This is a genomic window from Thalassotalea euphylliae (assembly GCF_003390335.1).
GTDB classification, from domain to species: Bacteria; Pseudomonadota; Gammaproteobacteria; order Enterobacterales; family Alteromonadaceae; genus Thalassotalea_F; species Thalassotalea_F euphylliae_B.
The window spans coordinates 2821133-2840374 of sequence record NZ_QUOU01000001.1 but is presented as its reverse complement, the minus strand read 5'-3'; the positions used below and the strand labels follow the sequence as shown (position 1 = coordinate 2840374).

The following is a 19242-nucleotide window of genomic DNA, read 5'->3' as shown; positions in this document are numbered from 1 at the left end:
ATCAAAGGATCAAAAGCGCCAGCAGTCGAACACTGCTAGCACTTGTATGACTGCCCATTGGGCTAGTGAAACACTTCATGGCTGAAGGTAAGGTGCATGCATCTGCTGACTAACTTTTCAAAGTCGTCATGCGAAAGCTTGAGCAAATGTTCATGGTCGCCGGCTTCTAAATAGACAAAATCCAATAAGTCTAGTTCGTTGTCGCATACACTGGTCATGTTAAAAGCTTCTGCTACAGGCGGTATTGCACCGCGTTCGCAATCATCAAATAATTGATAGACTTCCCGCTCTTTTAACAAGCGATAACTGCCCATCAGCTGCTCGTTAATTGCCGAAATGCTTATCTTTCGGTTGGCCGGTAATACCGCCATGACAATACGGTCTTCATGGTTTTGTAGCAGCACAGCCTTGGCGAGATGTTGCAACGGTATTTGCGCGCTGATGGCACTGCCTATTGAGCTATTTGAGTGCGCGTGTTTGATGGTTTGAAAGTTTATCTGTTGATCTTCAAGGTAGTTCATTAGTTTTGTAGAAATAGTCATGGTCACCTCCACAAGTGAAATCGTAGCGAAGCGCAACGGCCAAGCTACATTAGCAACTTTTAAGTATAGCGCTTAGCAAGGCCAGCGCTGTATGCAACCCCCATTTATTCTGGCGATATAAACTAAGGACATGACTGACTATAGCAATTGAGCTAATTGGCTAGTGTGAGTTGTGTAGTTCACGCAACATTTTTAACCAGTTATACCAATTGAAATAACTACTTAATCATTCAGCGAGAATTAAAAGGCTTAGAGGCAAGGCATTGATTGCAGAGAATGGTCGTTCCCTTGTCAAAATCAATAACGCCGCATATGAGCCTTTTAAACTCGCCCTTGGGAGCGTGTCAGCGTCGCGATAACTGCGCAAATTGATGAGATGTAGAATAACTATATCAACAAAAATTTGGCTTGCTCTCCCACCGCTGACAGCGCTCTGAATTGATCAATTAATTAATTCAATTGGTATTAAATGAAAAACACTGGGTAAGTTTGCTAAGGTGTTTGTAGCAAGCAACAAAGGAGTCGTTATGTCCAATACGCAAGTCAATACCATAGCCAATACAGCCGTCAATAACCTGCCAAACGCGGTATCGAGTGACGAACATTCAGTTATTCATTTACTCAATGGCGATGTATTGCTGCGCCGATTTCCGGCGGAAATTACCGGTGAGCAATTAGTGATGCGTGAGTGCTTAATCGATGGCCCCGCGACTAAAGCTTCGGGTACTGCACTTTATGCCCAACGTTCAGATTATTTACAAAAGTACGCCAATGGTGAGGATTTCCCTGATTATCACGAATTCGTTGTACCGACCTTTGATAAGCTGATGGAGTTAAGTGGCGAAGAAGCTGTGTTTTGCTGGTTTGAACATGACTTATTTTGCCAATGTAACTTGTGGTTTTGTTTGTTTTTACTATTACAAGGTAAAGCAAACCCGGTCTATTTAGTCCAACCAAACCAGGGAAATGAATACTGTTACGCAGCCATGTCTAACGCTGAGCTGGTTACCTCTTTTGAGCGTGCAGTACCTTTATCTCGTGATGATATCAATAGCTTTGCCGCGCTGTGGTTAGCGTATGCAGCCAAAGATCACGCCCAGATGACAGCTATAGCAAGTCGCGCTCTATCTCACTTCTCGTTTGTTGCAGCTGCGGTGAATGCAGAGTTGGCAAGAGTGCCAGACCAGCAAGGCTTGGGCGAACCAGAGCGCGTGTTATGCCAAATAATGCATGAGTTATCATCTGGCAGTAAACAGCAAGGGCCAGAATTTTCAGCAGTATTTAGCGAGTTCTCACGTCAGATGGAGAGATACAGTTTTGGCGATTTACAAGTAAAAGCCATGTTTGACGAGCTTAGGGCAAGCTAGCTTCACTTTGCCCGTTTATCCACATACGCTTGGGCACTTTGTTCTTTATCATCGCCGCTTGATAATAACCTTTGGCAACACTGTGCGCGATGGCTTGATTTAAAATCTGTAAAACTCGCTCTTTGTTGGGGTGTTGTTTGGAAATGGCGATGTGTAAGCTGCGTATTTCACTGTTTTCAGGATTAAAGCGAATATGTGACTGCATATTTTTTAGCTCAGTATTGAGCAGGTACTGACCATAACCGTACGACATGGCAAATCGGTCAACTTTACCGTCACTTAACAGTTTTAAGCCGCGCTGAGCCGTAGGCACATAGAGCAGTTGTTCAGGTGGTATAAAAGACAGCACTCGGTCTTCTCCCCCTAAGCGAATACCCGCGTAAATTTGTGCTGGTGGGGTAAAGGTGCTTCGCTCGAAAAAACCATATATCTCATAACCTATGGTGTCAGTAAACACTGCCCACTTGTCACGTGCCGGTAATCGGGCAGCAATAAATAACCCGTCTAACTGGCCTGATTGCACATAAGCTTTTGCTCGCGCCCAAGGTGCTGCGCTTGCCTCCAATTGATGACCTAGATCCTCCAGCCCCATTTTTAGCGCGTCCCAGTTGGCGCGATACACGTCGTAGCGATTATCAAGCATGCTTTGATGATCGTGTCCCACAGCGAGAGTAATGGTCTCGCCATTTGAAGGTTTAGCAAAGGCACATAGGTGGAATGCGTAAATAGCAAATGCTAATAAAACAACGCGCGTCATAGTCAATTTAGTGTTAAGCGAAAGTGCTGCATGCGGTCAATTATAATTTATCGACTAAAATAATACTCGATAAAAAATGTTACTAGGAGCGCCCATGTCAGTTTCTACTATTCCAGACGGCTATCACGCCATTACTCCGTACCTCGTTGCTAAAGATGCTAAAGCCGCACTAGCTTTTTATCAAAGCGCTTTTAACGCTCAGCCTTGGCTAGAGCTTAATACCCCTGACGGTGGTGTTGCCCACGCAGATATGAAGATCGGCAATTCACACTTTATGATCGCAGATGAACAACCTGAGATGGGGGCATTGAGTCCCGAAACGCTCGGCGGTGCAGGGGTTAGCCTGATGATTTACTGCGATGATGTTGATGCGCTTTTTGCCCAAGCGATTGCCGCTGGCGGTAAAGAACTAAGAGCTGTTGCCGATCAGTTTTACGGTGATCGCGCTGGCACCTTGCAAGACCCTTTCGGCCATGTCTGGACGGTTGCAACGCAAATTGAAGTGCTGGATGAACAAGAGTTGAACAGTCGTATGAAAGCGTTTTTTGACGACGGTGATTGATCTCTCAAGTCAAGCGGCATGACTTGTTGGTATTCTTCATAATTTATGGTCTGTAAACTCGCATCTTTGCTCGGCTTAGGTATATAATGCCGAGCTATTATCTTGTTATTTTCTTTTAGTTTAGAGGCCTTTTGGATGTCGGATACTGAAAACCGTCCAACTAACTTTATTCGTCAAATTATTGATGCTGATTTAAGTAGTGGTAAGCACAACCACGTGCAAACCCGCTTCCCGCCTGAGCCGAATGGTTATTTACATATCGGTCATGCCAAATCTATTTGTTTAAACTTTGGTATTGCTCAGGATTATCAAGGCCTTTGTAACCTGCGTTTCGACGATACTAACCCTGAAAAAGAAGACATCGATTACGTCAATTCTATTCAAGAAGACGTTAAGTGGTTAGGCTTTGATTGGGCGGGTGATATTCGCTACTCGTCAGATTACTTCGACCGTTTGCACGGCTACGCAGTAGAGTTAATTGAGAAGGGCTTAGCCTATGTGTGTTTCTTAAATGGTGAAGAAATGCGCGAGTACCGTGGTACGTTAAAAGCGCCAGGTAAAAATAGCCCGCATCGTGACACTTCTGTAGCAGAAAACTTAGCCTTATTTGAAAAAATGAAAAACGGCGAGTTTAAAGAAGGCGAATGTTCATTGCGCGCAAAAATTGACATGAGCTCTAGCTTTATGTGTATGCGCGACCCGGTGATTTATCGCGTTAAGTTTGCGCACCATCACCAAACCGGTGACAAATGGTGCATTTACCCAATGTATGACTTCACGCACTGCTTATCGGATGCGATCGAAGGTATTACCCACTCGTTATGTACGCTAGAATTTCAGGATAACCGCCGCTTATATGACTGGGTTATTGACAATGTTTCGATTGAAACACAGCCACGTCAGTATGAATTCTCGCGTTTAAACCTTGAATACACAGTAATGAGTAAGCGCAAGCTAAACACTTTAGTTGAAGAAAACTTAGTGTCTGGTTGGGACGACCCACGTATGCCGACAATTGCGGGCTTCCGCCGTCGCGGTTATACGCCAGCGTCGATTCGCGAGTTTACCAAGCGTATCGGTGTCACCAAAATGGATAACACTGTCGAAATGGGCGTTTTAGAAGCCTGTATTCGCGAAGATTTAAACGACAACGCACCGCGTGCGATGGCGGTGCTTGATCCCATCAAACTCGTGATTGAAAACTACGATGAAGGCAAGGTTGAAGAGCTCACAGTAAAAAATCATCCAAGTGATGAAAGCCAAGGTGATCGCATCGTGCCATTTTCAAAAGAAATCTTGATTGAAGCCGAAGACTTCCGTGAAGAGGCCAATAAAAAGTACAAGCGTTTAGTACTGGGTAAAGCCGTGCGTTTACGTGGTGCCTATGTTGTGACCGCAACGCGTTGTGACAAAGACGAACAAGGCAATGTGACTACGGTTTACTGTACGTACGATCCAAACACTTTAGGTAAGAATCCAGAAGATGGTACTAAACCCAAAGGTGTGATTCATTGGGTGAGTGCAGGGCAAGCATTAGATGCAGAAGTGCGTCTCTACGATCGCTTGTTCAACGTGCCAAACCCAGGCGGCGCAGATGATTTCCACTCGGTATTGAATGAAGACTCTTTGGTGGTGATTAATACCGCCAAAGTTGAACCTTCTTTAGCAAATGCACAAGCAGAGAAGGCGTTCCAGTTCGAACGCCAAGGTTACTTCTGTCTAGACAGCAAAGATGCTCGCAATGACAAATTAGTGTTCAACCGCACTGTCGGTCTGCGTGATACATGGGCAAAAATTGGCGACTAGTACTCACTGCTGACACGCTAAAGGTTTTGTTTAAATAGACGCCTTTACTGGTTAAGGGCTAGTTAAGAGCTAGACAAGCGCTAAACAGAGCCAAAGAGAATTTAAAAAGGAAGCTTGCTTCCTTTTTTTGTGCCAATTGGTTGATAGCAAACGCAGTTTTTAGTTGCTAAGGCGATTAACTATTGCTAGCTTTAGCTATGAATCAAGCCACTAAAATTGTTGTTACTCGCATGGATGTTATGCCCAACATAGATACACTAATGTTAAGGCCCTTTGAGCCGCAGGATGACCTGCTACTTGTTGAATACCTCAATGATCCGCAAGTTATTCACTACCTTTCCTCTCGTATTCCATCTCCTTACAAAGCAGAGGATGCCAAATGGTGGATTAACAAAGGTAGTCGCAGTGGCTTTATACGAGCCATTACGGTTAACGGCGAATTAGCGGGCTGTGTTGGCGCCGAAGTAGGGCAGCATGAATATCAGCATTGCGCTCAAGTAGGCTATTGGTTGGCAAAAGGTTTTTGGGGACATGGCTTTGCTACGCAGGCGTTGTCCTTACTGGTCGACGAGCTAAAACAAATCACTCAAGTTATTCGATTACAAGCAAGTGTATACGAAGGTAACCAAAGCTCGGCCAAGGTGTTAGAAAAGTGTGGCTTTGTCCAGCAAGGCTATTTCCCTAAAGCAGTATACAAGAACGATCGCTTCTACCATGAAGTCGTTTACGGAAGAACAATTGCCTAACCGATAAGTTGGACTGTTTGCATTGGGCTGTTTGAATGTGGGGGCGCACAAGGCTTGCCCGTTAGCACCACTGCCCGAGTCAGCATAAACAGCTTGTCTTGAGCCCTGTCATTATAATTTAGATAAAAATAACACGATGGAATTTCCCAAACTCACCACGACTCGAACCCGATTAACACCGCTTTCTTCAGCTGATGAAGCTGATGTTTTTACCCTGTTTTCAAATCAAGAGCTGGTTAAGTATTATGATTTAGCGGCATTTACCGATATCGCTCAAGCAAAAAATCTGATCGAATTTTTCAATCAGCGCTTTACCCAAGGTAGCGGTATTCGCTGGGCGATTAGGTATAAATCATCAAATCAACTCATGGGAACTTGTGGCTTTAATTCATGGAGCCAAGCAATGCGAAATGCCAGTATAGGTTACGACTTGCATCCCAAGTACTGGCGACAAGGTTATGCCTTTGAAGCTGTCGAAGCGATTATCGAAGCGGCATTTTCTGGCTTGTTACCGTGCGGGCCAATTCATCGAATTCAAGCGGATACTGTATTGGGAAATACCAGTTCAGAGGCCTTACTCAGCAAGCTAGGGTTTAACATGGAAGGTGTTCGCCGTGAAAGTGGTTATTGGAAGGGAGAGTTTCACGATCTAAAATGTTTTGGCTTGCTGGCAAGCGAATTTAACCAAGCTTAACCGTTAACCTGCTTTGTCATTAAGCGATTGAGCAAATAGGCGGTTAACGAACTGCGCAATGAATCAGCACAAACAAGCTGTCAAAAGCAAAAAGGCAACATTGTGTTGCCTTTGTCACCTTTAATGAGCTGTGCTAAACAACATTCAGGTGCTTACTGGTGAGATTTACGGTATGTCTCACAAGCTGCTTCGTCTTCACATTCGCCGTACAAATATAAGCTGTGGTTGGTTAGCTTGATATTATTTTCCTTGGCGATGTCTAACTGGCGTTGCTCGATAGTGTCGTCTTCAAATTCAACTACCTTACCACACTTCAAACACACCAAGTGGTCGTGATGCTTCTTGTGTGATAATTCAAATACAGATTTTCCGCCTTCAAAATGGTGGCGAGTGACAATACCTGCATCGTCAAACTGGTTAAGTACGCGGTAAACAGTTGCTAAGCCAATTTCTTCTTGTTGTTCCAGCAAAATTTTGTACACGTCTTCGGCACTAATATGCTGATTATTTGGGTCTTGCAGTATGGTTAAGATCTTTACACGAGGTAGAGTAATCTTTAGGCCTGCACGTTTTAGCTCTTCGTTTTGTTCTGACATACATACTTTCTATCAAATATAATTATCAAAAATTATAGAAGTTTATTGCGCGAGATAAAAGCCCTAGTTAATTGCTCAGGTAATTTTCTTTGCTTTTTTCGACAATTAGTTGCGATAATTGACTGGTACGATGAGTTTTTGTCCAATTACCTTTCGGAAGTAGTAAATGAATTTAATGTTTTCTAAAGCTTGGCTATTTAGGTTGTTGATCAATCTTTGGCCACCACTGTTATTTACCCGTATAAAACTTGACTATATGAGCGCTGATTTTCGCGAAGCCCGTGTCTCAATGAAATTATCGGCCTGGAATCGCAATGGCGTTGGTACCTTGTTTGGCGGCGCCTTGTTTTCAATGACAGATCCGTTTTATATGTTGATGTTAATGGCGCGTATGCGCGATGAATACATTGTTTGGGATAAATGTGCGGATATCGATTTTGTCAAACCGGGTAAAGGGCGTGTATATGCAGAGTTTATTATTACCGACGAGATGCTGGCAGACATTGAGCAGTATACGGTTAATGGTGATAAATACTTGCCGCAAGTGGTCACTTATATCAAAGATGAAGCGGGTGAGGTTGTCGCTAAGGTCAATCGCACTTTGTATATTCGCCGTAAAAACGGCTTAGGTAATAAACGATAAACAGATTGAGCATTGAACTGCATAAAAATAAAGGGGACAAATTGTCCCCTTTGTTATGCACAATGCTTTATCGCTAAAAATAGCGGTTTAGAATTAAAGCTTATAGCTTAAAGCGTTTAACCTGCTCTTCCAATTCATACGCTAGTTCAAGCAGGTGCACACTGACTGATTTGCCGCGAATCACATCGTCGCTCGATTGCTCGGCAATATCTTTAATATTGACGATGTGCTGGTTAATTTCTTCGGCGGCTAAGTTTTGTTGCTTGGCAGCATTGTCGATCTGGCAGTTCATATCGTCGAGCGCGTGAATATTATCGGTTATCTGCACGAGCAGTTGCGATACACTGTCAACATCTTCTGCTTTAAGCTGTGCTTGTTCGCTGGTTTTCGTCATCGAATCCACCGCCTCTGCAGCATTCGATTGCAAGCTGGTGATGGTTTCTTGAATTTGACCAATAGCGTCTTGGGTGCGCATTGCAAGCGAGCGAACTTCTTCTGCTACCACCGCGAAACCTCGGCCTTGTTCGCCAGCACGTGCCGCTTCAATTGCCGCATTCAGTGCCAGTAGGTTGGTTTGCTCAGCAATACCTGTGATCATCTCAAGTACGACATTCACTTCTTTAGTTTGCGCGTTAAGTTGCTCAATCATTTCGGCGTTTTCAGCAATTTCATTTTTTAGTTGGTTAATGCCGTGGTTCGCTTGCTGCGCTAGGTTGTGTCCTTGTTCGGATATATCTTTCGCTTCAACAGATTTATGTGCAGTTTGCGTGGCATTGCTTTCAATTTCCGAGGCTGAAACGTCTAATTCATTAATAGCCGTCGCCACAGACTCCGTGGCTTGGCGCTGAGAAAGAACGGCAGATTTACTGATATCGGCAATGTCATCAACTTCTTTTGCTGACGAAATCATTTTTTCCGTGGCGCTAGAAACTGTTTCAAAGCTCGCTCTGAAATTATCGACTAGATGATTAAGGGCGCTGCTGACAGCACCTAGTTCGTCATTGTAGTGTACTTTAATGTTTTGACTTAAATCTAAATTGTCGGCAACGTTGTTAATGTTACTGCGCAATCGGCGTAAACGGAAAATAACTAAACGGTAAAACACAAGTCCGAGTAAGCCAAAACCGACAAGAGAAATCAGTAACTGCATAAAGGAAACGCGATATAGCGACCCTTTAATTTGTTGGTCTAGTTGCGAGAGGTTATAGCTAATTTTCACCGCGCCGAGAATGTCACCTTCTTTGGCTTGGTGACAGCCTAAACAGTTTGTCCCTCGGTAATTTTCGCTCGCGGTGATGGGCATTATGTACTCCATTACATGCAAGTCACCTTTTTGCGAAATTTGTGTGATTTGTTGACCACTAAGCCCTTTTTCATCGATGGCTGACTCAACACTTTGGTCGGCAAAGCCCTTACCGTAGACATCAACAACTTTTTGGCCGCGAATAATTCGCGCCTCGATAATACCTTGCTGCTCTTTGAGTTTATTTTGTACAATTTGGCGGTTTGCTGTAGTGCCTGTCAGCATCATGGTATTTACCGAGTCAAAGTAGTTTTGTGCAGTGCTCGCCAAGTTTTGCTCAATCAATTGCTCTGCCAGTGCCTTTTCGTCGTGATAGAAATAAGCAATGGTGGTGATCAGTAGCGTCAAACTGGTCACGATAATGGCAGTATAAATTTTTTGTGCGATAGTAAATTGCATAAGGGGCCTATATTGTTTTAGTGCTCTTTAATGATAGGTCGAATATTCATTGAATTCGTATTTGCCGCATTTTTTGTTTGTGTGTCTACCTGCGGACTTTTTTTGGCGCGCATCTTATCAAACCCTTGCATTTTTGCACTATCCGCGTTCAGTGAAATAACTCCTGTCTGTTGGTCACAAGTATCAAATAAGTGGTCTGCATTGGTTGGTCTTAAATAGTAATAGCCTTGGTGCGTGTTACATTGATTATTAGACAAAAAACCTTGCTGTGCTTTATTTTCAACACCCTCTGCGACTATGTTCATGGATAAACTTTGTGCCATGTTGATTATCGTTTTCACCAATTGGCAGTCGCGCGGGTTTTCGGGCGTTTTTTGAATAAAGCTGGCGTCTATTTTTAACGTGTCAATCGACAGTTTAGTCAAATAACTCAGTGATGAGTAACCTGTGCCAAAATCATCCAGTGCAACGGTTACGCCCAGTGCTTTAATTTCTTGTAGCTTTTGTTTAGCCTCATCAATATTCTCAATAAAGCAAGACTCAGTGACTTCTATTTCAAGGTATTTTGCTGGTAGCTCGGAAATTTCTAGTGCCGATAAAATGGATTGCAGCAAATTGTTGTTAAAGTGGATTGCTGAAACATTAACGGCGATACGGCCGATGTCCTGTTGCTGCTCAAGCCAAGTTTTACGTTGAATACAGGCTTGGGTCAGCACCCAGCGCTCAATATCAACAATAATGCCAAGCTCTTCGGCAAGGGGAATAAAGTCGGCTGGTGAGATCGCGCCCAGCTCTCGTTGGTACCAACGCAGTAGGGTTTCAACCGCGACGATTTTGCCACTTTCACTGTCGATTTGTGGCTGATAGCTCAATTCGAACTCTTCATCTTTAAGGGCAACACGCAGCTTATTTTGCAATTGCAACTTGTTGTTTAACGATTCGTGCATTTGGCGTTGATAAAATGCATAGCCATTGCGACCTTGCTGTTTAGTTTGGTACATCGCAATATCGGCTTGTTTGAGCAATTCTTCGGCAGTGGTGCCGTTAAAAGGATAAATTGAAGCGCCGATAGAGCAGGTCACATAAGTTTCTTTACCGTCTAAATAGAAAGCTTCATTGAATTGGCGATAGATGCGGTTGATCACCCCTTCAATGTCTTCCATACAGTGCATTTCGGTGAGTAAGATGACAAATTCATCACCACCAAAACGCGATACGGTATCGCCTTCTTTGATTGAGTTAGAAATGCGTTTTGCTGCCGATACCAGTAGCTCGTCGCCAACGTCATGGCCTAATGTGTCGTTGATTTGTTTGAAGCGATCTAAATCAATAAATAAAATGGCGGCCAATTGCTTGTTGCGATGCGCCGTGGAAATAGCAATGTCTAGTCGGTCTGAAAACAGGCGACGGTTGGGCAGCTTAGTGAGTTCATCATAAAACGCTAGGGATTTTATCCGCGCTTCGTTAAGCTTACGCTCGGTAATATCTGAAAATATGCCGGTATAAAACACTTCGCCGTTTAAGTCGTCACCAATTTTCACTATGGTGAGCCATTCAGGGAAAATTTCCCCATTTTTGCGTTTATTCCAAATTTCGCCTTGCCATTTACCTTCAGTATTTAGCTTGCCCCACATCTGCTGATAAAACGCTTGGTCGTGACGGCCAGAATTTAAAATATTGGCATTGCCACCAATAACTTCTCTTGGTTTATACCCAGTCACTGAAGTAAATGCCGGGTTAACGGAAATGATAGTGCCAGACTGGTCGCTGATCATAATCGCGTCAAGTGAAGACTCAATAACCTTCTGCGCTAAAAACAAATGTTTTTGCGAGGCATTCAGGGCGTGATCGCGCTCGTGAATGATCTCTTCTAGCTGCTGAAAATAGGAGTGTTCAATATCTGATAAGATATTTTGTTGCGATAACACACCGAGAATTTTTCCTTGGTTGTTTACCACCCCCAGATGGCGGATTCTAAAGCGCTGTAGTGTTAAATAGCCTTCAAGTAGTGATTGTTCAACATTAATTGAAATAAGTGGTGATGCGGCGATGTCCCAAAGTGGTTTCTCATTAATGCCTTTGGCGAGTACCTTGAGTAAGTCGCGTTCTGTGATAATGCCGTAGTCGCCAGTTTCAGTATGTTGAATAATCACCGATGAGTGTTTGTTATTCGCCATTGCCTGCACCACATCCGATAGCGAGTCCTGCTCGGTGAGCAGATGAATGCGCGGGTTGTAACTTTGCTTAACTTTTCTCAGTTGCAAATAATGTTCGATTCGTTGGCGTTTGATGACATCAGATTGGCTAATAATACCAATCGCTTTGTCGTCGTTTTCAGTGACCAATAAGTGTCGAATCTTATGGCGATGAAATGCCAAGATAACTTCTTGCAGTGACGTATTGGCGTCTACGGAAATTACCGGTGAACTCATAAAGCGTTCAATCGGTTGCTGGAATAATTCAGGTTGGTTGAAGTCGAGTTTAGTGCAATCAGCTTCGGTCCATATGCCCAGTACTTTTTCGCCTTGTTTGATCAAAATAGAACTGGTTTGATGCTCTTTAACCAAGGTTGCTGCTTGGTTAATGCTGGCTTTGGGATCACACCACAGAATATCCTTTTGAACGATGTCTATCGCTCGAATTAATTTTTGTTGATTCACTTCGCTTCTCAACTACTACATCCTAGTGAAGCGGAACTTATAGCAAAGCTGAATAATTGAAAGCTTGATCTAAGTCAAAGGAATGGGAGTCTTGTTAAGTTATTGAAAATATAGGATTGTTGTTACAAAAAATTAACGCTTATGTTACTTGTGTTAACATTTTGGGCAGTTCTTTTGAATCGCTATGACTAATTATACCCATTTAAATCAATACTTGATTGCGCTGACTGGTTAAATTATCGGCGTTGTTAGTTTTGAGATTAGAACAACTAGCTACCTGCAAATAACGCCTTGCTCATATGGTGGTAGGTACTAGCGCTTTTGCAATAAAAAAGCCGGCATAGCCGGCTTTTAAGTATTGTTGCGTTGTGAATGCTTTAGCTTGAGAACTAGTCAGCTAGCTCTGCTAGGCACATTTCGTCGTAAATTTGCTTAACCCATTTGTCAACGCGCTCTTCGGTTAATTCAGGTTGGCGGTCTTCGTCAATACATAAACCGATAAAGTTGTTGTCATCAATAAGGGCTTTTGATGCTTCAAATTCGTAACCTTGCGTTGGCCACTGACCTACCAAGATAGCGCCTTTCGATTCCGCAATTTCTTTCAGCGGTAACATCGCATCACAGAAGTACTCAGCGTAATCTTCTTGGTCACCTAAACCGAAAATAGCGACGAGTTTGTCGGTAAAATCTACTTCTTCTAGGTCAGGTAGGAAATCGTCCCAGTCACACTGGTTTTCACCGTAATACCAAGTAGGAATACCTAGAATGATTAAATCGAACTCAGCGATTTCTTCTTTGGTACTTTTGGCGATGTCTTTGACTTCAACCATTTTCTTACCCAGTTTTTTCTGGATCATTTTACTAACGGCTTCAGTGTTACCTGTATCGCTGCCGAAAAATAAACCTACAATTGCCATTTACTTACAACCTTTTTATTAACTTGCGTTTAACTTTGCTTGGCTAGCGATTCAATGAGCATAGATTCAATGAGCTCACTGCGGCTGATACCTTGATCTTTCGCTAGCGCATCTAACTGGTCGAATAAACTTTGATGAATTTTAAATTCAACCCGTTTTAAACCTTTGTTTTTATCTCGTTTGACTTGATTTCGCTTGTTGATTTTGATTTGTACGCTGCGCGGATGCGGGTTGGTTTTTGGTCGACCCGGTCGCTTCTCGTCACTAAATAAATCAATAGTGGTTAAATCTGCTGCTTCTTTTGCCATGGTTAGCCAACGCCCTGACTTTCCCAGACAAATTGAATAATGCCTTTAGCGATAAAACCCACACAACCTAAAAACAATACGAAATAGACAACGAATTGTCCCATTTTGGGGACATCATTTTTTTTCATAACATCGTTGATCGATAAGCCTATGAAAATAAATATAAAAGCAAAAAATAAATTGAGACCAATTGTCTCTATTAATTCAAAATGCTCTGCTAACATCTTACTACCCCAAAAAATCTGGCGGCACTATATCACAACCCATTAGGCCAATCACTTATCTGTTTAAAAAATCTTTAACAATCTTATTAAACGCGACTGTTTTTTCGGCGTGCAGCCAATGGCCTGCGCCTGAGATGATTTTGGCGCGGCTATTTGGGAACATAGTTTTAATAATGTCGCTGTGCTCCGCAGTAATATAATTAGAGGCTCCGCCTTTAATAAACAAGGTGTCGCCGTTAAAAGTTTGATGTGGATCAAGCGCTTGCATAATTTGTGGGTAACACTTGGCGATATTATCTAGATGGCACTTAAAGTGCAGCTTGCCATCAGTAGTGGTGAGATTGCGCAGTAAGAACTGGCGGACACCAAGTGTCTCCACATAGGCACTGAGTACGTCATCAGCTTGCCTACGGGTTGTCACTTGGCCATTAGCCAGTTGCGTTGCGACGTGTTGTAAACCATGAATAATTTCTTGGTGATGTGCAGGGTAGGCGATAGGTGCAATATCAGCAACGATTAACTTGTTCACGTATTCGCTAAACGATTGTGCTACCTGCATAGCGATTTTGCCGCCCATAGAATGACCGAGAAAATTTGCTTGTTTTATCTTGAGGTGATCGAGCACGGCAATTACGTCTTGAGCCAGCAGTGAATAATCCATGTCTGGGCGGTGCATTGAAGTACCGTGATTACAGACATCAACATTGATCACTTGGTAATGCTCTGCCATTGGTTTGGCCACCATACCAAGATTGTCTAAGCTACCAAATAAACCGTGAATAAGTACCAGTGGCTGGCCTTGGCCGCGAACTTGAAAATTTAACAATGACATAAGTGTTCTTGAGTGCTGCGAGAGAAAACCGCCTTTCAATTTCTCTTGTTAAAACCGGGCGAAAAGGCGTTTTACAAACGAATAAAATGAAGCCAAATTGTCGCGTAAATGCAAGGCGAGTTGCAAGTCGTGTTTCGCTGAACAATATGTTTGGTTGAATATTGAACAGATTAGCTAAAATAAAAGTGTATTGAAGCAGATTTAGCGCTGGTGAGAATTTTTCTTCATTAGTATAATCGGCTCGCTTGAAAAAAATATACGGACCATGAATGAAGAACATCGAAATAGACGAAGAGCTATATCAATATATTGCTAGTCAAACTCAATTTATTGGCGAAAGTGCCTCTTCTATTTTACGTCGTCTGCTGGCTATTGGCGAAGCAGTACCTACGGCACCTACAACTCCCTCAAGTAAGCCCGCTACGGTCAAAAAAACAGTCGAGCCAGCGGCGAAAAAGCCAGTAGGCTCAGTATTTGATCATATCAATAAGGAAGAGCTAGCAACGCAAAGAGGCGCAGTAGGCCGATTTTTATTGATCCTTCAGGCCTTGTATCGCGTGCACCAAGAAGAGTTTAAAGTGGTGCGTGAGATTCGTGGTAGAGACCGTTTATATTTTGCCGACAACGAAAGTGCGTTGGCAGAGAGTGGCAGCAGTACAAAGCCACGCCAAATTCCAGAAAGCCCGTTTTGGGTAATCACCAACTCAAATACTACACGTAAAAAAATGATGTTGACTGAAGTCGCTGTGGCATTAGGTTACTCAGATGGGGATGCAGAGCGCATTCGCGAATTGTTGTCATAACGTTAAGGCTGACTAGTCGCCAGTGCACAAATAAAAGTACAAATATGTGCTCGGTATATCATTGCTCACCCTTGAGCAGCTGATATCGGTTATTGTGGCTGAGGTTGGTATATTACGGTGACGTAAAATTAGCGGTTTAAATTAGGGACAAGCAAGGGAATAACATGACAGTACACGAACGAGCAGGTCAGGCGTCACTGCCAGCAGATCGCATTAATATCGCCAAGGTGGTATCCGATTACTTTTTTGTGCAGCCAGATATCGACATAGCAAGCCAAAAGGTAAGCTTTGGGACATCGGGTCATCGCGGCAGTTCACTCAAAGCCAGTTTTAATGAATATCATATTCTGGCGATTTGTCAGGCGGTAGTCGAATATCGCAAAGCGCAGGGGTTTACTGGCCCACTTTACTTGGGAAAAGATACTCATGCCTTGTCTGAACCCGCATTTAATACCGCGCTCAGCGTACTGATTGCCAATGATATTGAGGTGGTTGTTCAACAAGACTTAGGCTATACACCTACACCCGTTATCTCGCGTTTGATCATTAGCCATAATAAAACACAAGACACAGTAGCAGATGGCTTAATTATCACGCCATCACATAATCCGCCGCAAGACGGTGGTATTAAATACAACCCTCCACATGGTGGCCCCGCAGAAGGCGAAATTACCAAACAAATCGAGTCGCGCGCGAACGAAATTTTAGCGGCTGATCTAGAAGATGTGCTCGATTTACCGCTAAGCGAAGCAATGGCGTCTGAGCGCTTAGTCAAACGCGATTTTATTACCGAGTATGTTGAGCAGCTTGACCAAGTGCTTGATATGCAAGCGATAGTGAAAGCTGGTGTTGCCATAGGTGTTGATCCGCTTGGCGGCTCAGGTATCGATTATTGGCCAGCGATTGCCGAGCGCTATGGTGTAAATATTAAGGTTGTCAATGAAGCCATTGACCCGAGCTTTGCTTTTATGCCGCTCGATAAAGATGGCAAAATTCGCATGGACTGCTCTTCTCCTTATGCGATGGCGGGTTTAATCGCTTTAAAAGATGATTTTGATATTGCCGTAGGGAATGACCCCGATTTTGATCGTCACGGTATTGTCACCAAATCAGGCGGGTTGATGAACCCTAATCACTATTTAGCGGTATCCATTCACTATTTGATGACCCACCGCAACTGGCCAGCAACGGCCAAGATTGGTAAAACACTGGTATCAAGTTCGCTGATCGATCGCGTTGCTAAAGATTTAGACAAGCAACTCTCGGAAGTGCCTGTTGGCTTTAAGTGGTTTGTCGATGGCCTGCATCAAGCTGACTATGCCTTTGGTGGTGAAGAAAGTGCGGGGGCGTCGTTTATTGCGCGCGATGGCAGTTGTTGGACAACAGATAAAGACGGCTTCATTATGGCGCTACTGGCGGCAGAAATGTTAGCCGTGACAGGTAAAGACCCTTACCAACAATACCAAGCCTTGGCGGAAAAGTTGGGGACACCAAGTTATGGCCGTGTCGAAGCTGTTGCCAATGCTCAACAAAAAGCGGTATTGACGCAACTGCAGCCGGAATCAATTACTGCGACTGAACTTGCTGGTGAGCCAATTGTCAGCAAACTCAGCCATGCGCCGGGCAACAACGCGGCAATTGGTGGCTTAAAAGTCGAAACCGAAAATGGCTGGTTTGCGGCGCGCCCATCAGGTACCGAAGAGATTTACAAAATCTACGCTGAAAGTTTTATTGATGAGCAGCACTTAGCGCAAATTATTGCTGACGCACAAGTGATGGTCAGCGATGTCTTCGCTAATGCCGGTATCTAAGTAAGGCAGGTATCTAATGTCGCCCAAGCTTTCAGCCTTTGCAGAAATTATTGCCAAAGCCAACGACGCACTGATGGCGAAACATCAGCGCGTCGATACTTTAATGGGTATTATTGACAAAGCGTTGCGCCAGCAGGGGATGGCCGCAGATGCCATCACTATTGATGCGCCTTCACTCGATAAGAAAGTGGTGTTCTTACTGGCGGATGTAGAGCCAGAACACGTCGAAGTGGCATATGGAAACAAGGCGGGTGATATTTTTCGCAAGGCGCGCGTTGAATTAACAAGTTTAGATGTTGAGCAAGTGCAAGAGATGATGGAAGGCTACTTCTTTAGCCATTAACGCTACTTCGTTTATACCTTACGGCGCTTTAATTGACAGTATTCACTATAGCGCTAAAAATACCGCGTAAACTTTTCCGCTCGAAAACTTTACTACCGAACATGAGTCATTTAGTCAGTCAGCTTTCGTCGTTATTGGCTATCGCCTACAATACGTGCCGAAATATACGATGAAGCCAGTTAACTTGGCCTTTACTTGATTGCTTTAAGCGAGTGCTGTTAGCCAATGACGCCAAGAATTAATTGATACAAAAGACTAAACGTGAGCGTGTCACTCAACGCCCGTTTATCAAGGCTTAATTCGACACAAGCAAAGCGCATAAACATTATCCAGAATCATTACCTAAAAACACTATCATAAACTGCGAAAAACAATGCCAACAACAAGCCAACAATTACTGCAAAAAACCGGCGATTTTCTCTCGCTAACACGCCAACATGAATGGTCACTACCAGAGACTTTTAGCTTTGAAGTAGCGCATCAAGCATCAAATACTAAGTCATTAGTGTCTGTACTGGATACCGGAATTATTACTTTTGAGCCATTGGGCAGAGCAACCCAGAAAGACATTATTTTATCGAGCGCAGTGCATGGCAATGAAACTGCGCCGATTGAGATTTGTGCTGATATTATTGCTCAACTTATTAAAGGAGAGTTGCCATTGGCAGAGCGCGTCATGTTTCTGTTTGGTAATCCGGCATCAATGAACATCGCCAAGCGCTTTGTCGAAGAAAATTTGAATCGTCTATTTTCCGGTGCGCATAGCGAAGGTGATGTGCAAAACAAAGAACGCGATCGCGCCAAGGTATTAGAGCAAGCAGTAACCAATTTCTACACTGATTTGGCTGCCCATAACCTTCAAGCAGCTGGCGAGCGCGAGCGTTACCACTACGATTTACACACTGCGATTCGTGGCTCAAAGAACGACAAGTTTGCGGTTTATCCATTTCGTCATGGTAAGCCTTGGAAAAAATCACAACTGTGCTTTTTACAAGCTTGTGATGTCACCACCATTTTGCTTTCCCATTCACCTACAACGACCTTTAGCTATTTTTCATCGAATAACTTTGGTGCTGACGCCTTTACGGTTGAATTGGGTAAAGTGATGCCGTTTGGTGAAAACGACATGACCAAATTTACCAAAGTTAGAGATACGCTAACGCGTTTTGTGTCGGGTCAACCACTTGCACTTGCCGCTTACGATGGAAGCGCATTTGATATTTTCGAAATTGATCAAACCATCAATAAATACACCGAAGGTTTTACCTTGCACTTTGCTGATGATGCTGAGAACTTTACCGACTTTCCTGTCGGTTATGTCTTAGCGACTGATGGTGATGTTGAACACAAAGTGCGTACAAAAGGGGAGGCAATTATTTTTCCCAATGCCAATGTCGCCCTTGACCAACGAGCGTTGTTAACCGTAAAACCGACAACGCTAGACTAGCATTTCAGCACTTACCAGTACTCTAGAAAAAGCCCCAATTTATGGGGCTTTTTTTCATGTTTGACCGTCACCACTCGTTTGCTTGATGGCACGCAAGTGTAAACATTTCTGTTCAAATATTCCGCTCCAAATTACTTCTGCAAAGTCACCAGCTTGAATGAAAGTTTACGTAAAGGTAAATTTTTAGTCATTACAACAAGCGTCACTACTAAGCCCAAACGCAACCCAATACAACTAGAGTGCAACTCAACCATAACTCGGGTACAGCCCAAAAAAATAATATGGGTGCACAGTAATAAGGGGAACGGTAAAGCCTTGTGAAGTGAGTAAGTAAGTTGACTCAAGACTAATAAAAATAGACAGCGACTTACTTAGGCTAACTAAACATTGACAAGTCAACATGTACTTGAGGTTTAGTCGATATTGCAAGGCCATCGCTATACTTATTAAAGCGGCTCAGTAGTGACATGCAAATTATCGCG

General features: G+C 43.4%; 19 protein-coding genes. 10 read left to right on the top strand and 9 right to left on the bottom strand.

The annotated features are described in order from the left end of the window. Nucleotides 1–62 precede the first annotated feature (62 nt). Nucleotides 63–542: an aminoacyl-tRNA deacylase gene (locus DXX93_RS12585; RefSeq protein WP_116008402.1), complete on the bottom strand. Its 480-nt coding sequence runs from the start codon at nt 540–542 to the stop codon at nt 63–65. A gap of 527 nt (nt 543–1069) precedes the next feature. Here DXX93_RS12585 and DXX93_RS12580 point away from each other — a divergent pair. Then, nucleotides 1070–1909, top strand: coding sequence for a hypothetical protein (locus DXX93_RS12580; RefSeq protein WP_116008401.1), 840 nt, complete (start codon nt 1070–1072; stop codon nt 1907–1909). Here DXX93_RS12580 and DXX93_RS12575 read toward each other — a convergent pair. Next, entirely contained in the window at nt 1896–2666 is a 771-nt protein-coding gene (locus DXX93_RS12575; protein ID WP_116008400.1) for a substrate-binding periplasmic protein, read from the bottom strand. The two genes, DXX93_RS12580 and DXX93_RS12575, sit on opposite strands and share 14 nt — an antisense overlap. Before the next feature lie 94 nt (nt 2667–2760). Here DXX93_RS12575 and DXX93_RS12570 point away from each other — a divergent pair, with 94 nt between their 5' ends. The 4 genes from DXX93_RS12570 to DXX93_RS12555 all read left to right on the top strand — a co-directional run bounded on the left by DXX93_RS12570 (nt 2761) and on the right by DXX93_RS12555 (nt 6474). Beyond that, nucleotides 2761–3228: a VOC family protein gene (locus DXX93_RS12570; protein WP_116008399.1), complete on the top strand. Its 468-nt coding sequence runs from the start codon at nt 2761–2763 to the stop codon at nt 3226–3228. A 135-nt stretch (nt 3229–3363) separates the two neighbouring features. Then, a complete protein-coding gene (glnS, locus tag DXX93_RS12565) occupies nt 3364–5034 on the top strand; it encodes a glutamine--tRNA ligase (protein WP_116008398.1) in 1671 nt (556 codons plus the stop codon). Between the two features lie 197 nt (nt 5035–5231). Continuing rightward, a complete protein-coding gene (locus DXX93_RS12560; RefSeq protein ID WP_258872660.1) occupies nt 5232–5780 on the top strand; it encodes a GNAT family N-acetyltransferase in 549 nt (182 codons plus the stop codon). A 136-nt stretch (nt 5781–5916) separates the two neighbouring features. After that, nucleotides 5917–6474, top strand: coding sequence for a GNAT family N-acetyltransferase (locus tag DXX93_RS12555; RefSeq protein ID WP_116008397.1), 558 nt, complete (start codon nt 5917–5919; stop codon nt 6472–6474). A gap of 152 nt (nt 6475–6626) precedes the next feature. Here the strand turns inward: DXX93_RS12555 and fur are convergent, their stop codons facing one another. After that, complete coding sequence (fur, locus tag DXX93_RS12550; RefSeq protein WP_116008396.1) at nt 6627–7070, bottom strand: ferric iron uptake transcriptional regulator; 444 nt, start codon at nt 7068–7070, stop codon at nt 6627–6629. Between the two features lie 166 nt (nt 7071–7236). Here fur and DXX93_RS12545 point away from each other — a divergent pair, with 166 nt between their 5' ends. Further along, nucleotides 7237–7713, top strand: coding sequence for a DUF4442 domain-containing protein (locus DXX93_RS12545; protein ID WP_116008395.1), 477 nt, complete (start codon nt 7237–7239; stop codon nt 7711–7713). Nucleotides 7714–7813: 100 nt separating this feature from the next. On the opposite strand, the gene DXX93_RS12540 is transcribed toward DXX93_RS12545, so the two are convergent. The 6 genes from DXX93_RS12540 to DXX93_RS12515 all read right to left on the bottom strand — a co-directional run bounded on the left by DXX93_RS12540 (nt 7814) and on the right by DXX93_RS12515 (nt 14356). Continuing rightward, a complete protein-coding gene (locus DXX93_RS12540; RefSeq protein ID WP_116008394.1) occupies nt 7814–9415 on the bottom strand; it encodes a methyl-accepting chemotaxis protein in 1602 nt (533 codons plus the stop codon). Nucleotides 9416–9432: 17 nt separating this feature from the next. Next, nucleotides 9433–12075, bottom strand: a complete 2643-nt coding sequence (locus tag DXX93_RS12535) for an EAL domain-containing protein (RefSeq protein ID WP_116008393.1) — start codon at nt 12073–12075, stop codon at nt 9433–9435. Between the two features lie 389 nt (nt 12076–12464). Beyond that, nucleotides 12465–12992 (bottom strand): flavodoxin FldA, encoded by a 528-nt coding sequence (gene fldA, locus DXX93_RS12530; RefSeq protein ID WP_116008392.1) that lies wholly within the window; start codon nt 12990–12992, stop codon nt 12465–12467. A 29-nt stretch (nt 12993–13021) separates the two neighbouring features. Beyond that, nucleotides 13022–13300 (bottom strand): LexA regulated protein, encoded by a 279-nt coding sequence (gene ybfE, locus DXX93_RS12525; RefSeq protein ID WP_116008391.1) that lies wholly within the window; start codon nt 13298–13300, stop codon nt 13022–13024. A gap of 2 nt (nt 13301–13302) precedes the next feature. Continuing rightward, on the bottom strand, nt 13303–13524 hold the full coding sequence (locus DXX93_RS12520) for a DUF2788 domain-containing protein (RefSeq protein ID WP_116008390.1): 222 nt from the start codon (nt 13522–13524) through the stop codon (nt 13303–13305). 55 nt (nt 13525–13579) lie between these two features. Then, a complete protein-coding gene (locus DXX93_RS12515) occupies nt 13580–14356 on the bottom strand; it encodes an alpha/beta fold hydrolase (protein WP_116008389.1) in 777 nt (258 codons plus the stop codon). A 269-nt stretch (nt 14357–14625) separates the two neighbouring features. Here DXX93_RS12515 and seqA point away from each other — a divergent pair, with 269 nt between their 5' ends. The 4 genes from seqA to astE all read left to right on the top strand — a co-directional run bounded on the left by seqA (nt 14626) and on the right by astE (nt 18760). Further along, entirely contained in the window at nt 14626–15159 is a 534-nt protein-coding gene (seqA, locus tag DXX93_RS12510) for a replication initiation negative regulator SeqA (protein ID WP_116008388.1), read from the top strand. 164 nt (nt 15160–15323) lie between these two features. After that, on the top strand, nt 15324–16970 hold the full coding sequence (pgm, locus tag DXX93_RS12505) for a phosphoglucomutase (alpha-D-glucose-1,6-bisphosphate-dependent) (RefSeq protein ID WP_116008387.1): 1647 nt from the start codon (nt 15324–15326) through the stop codon (nt 16968–16970). Between the two features lie 16 nt (nt 16971–16986). Next, nucleotides 16987–17313, top strand: coding sequence for a hypothetical protein (locus DXX93_RS12500; RefSeq protein WP_116008386.1), 327 nt, complete (start codon nt 16987–16989; stop codon nt 17311–17313). A gap of 373 nt (nt 17314–17686) precedes the next feature. Then, a complete protein-coding gene (gene astE, locus DXX93_RS12495) occupies nt 17687–18760 on the top strand; it encodes a succinylglutamate desuccinylase (RefSeq protein ID WP_116008385.1) in 1074 nt (357 codons plus the stop codon). Nucleotides 18761–19242: the final 482 nt, after the last annotated feature.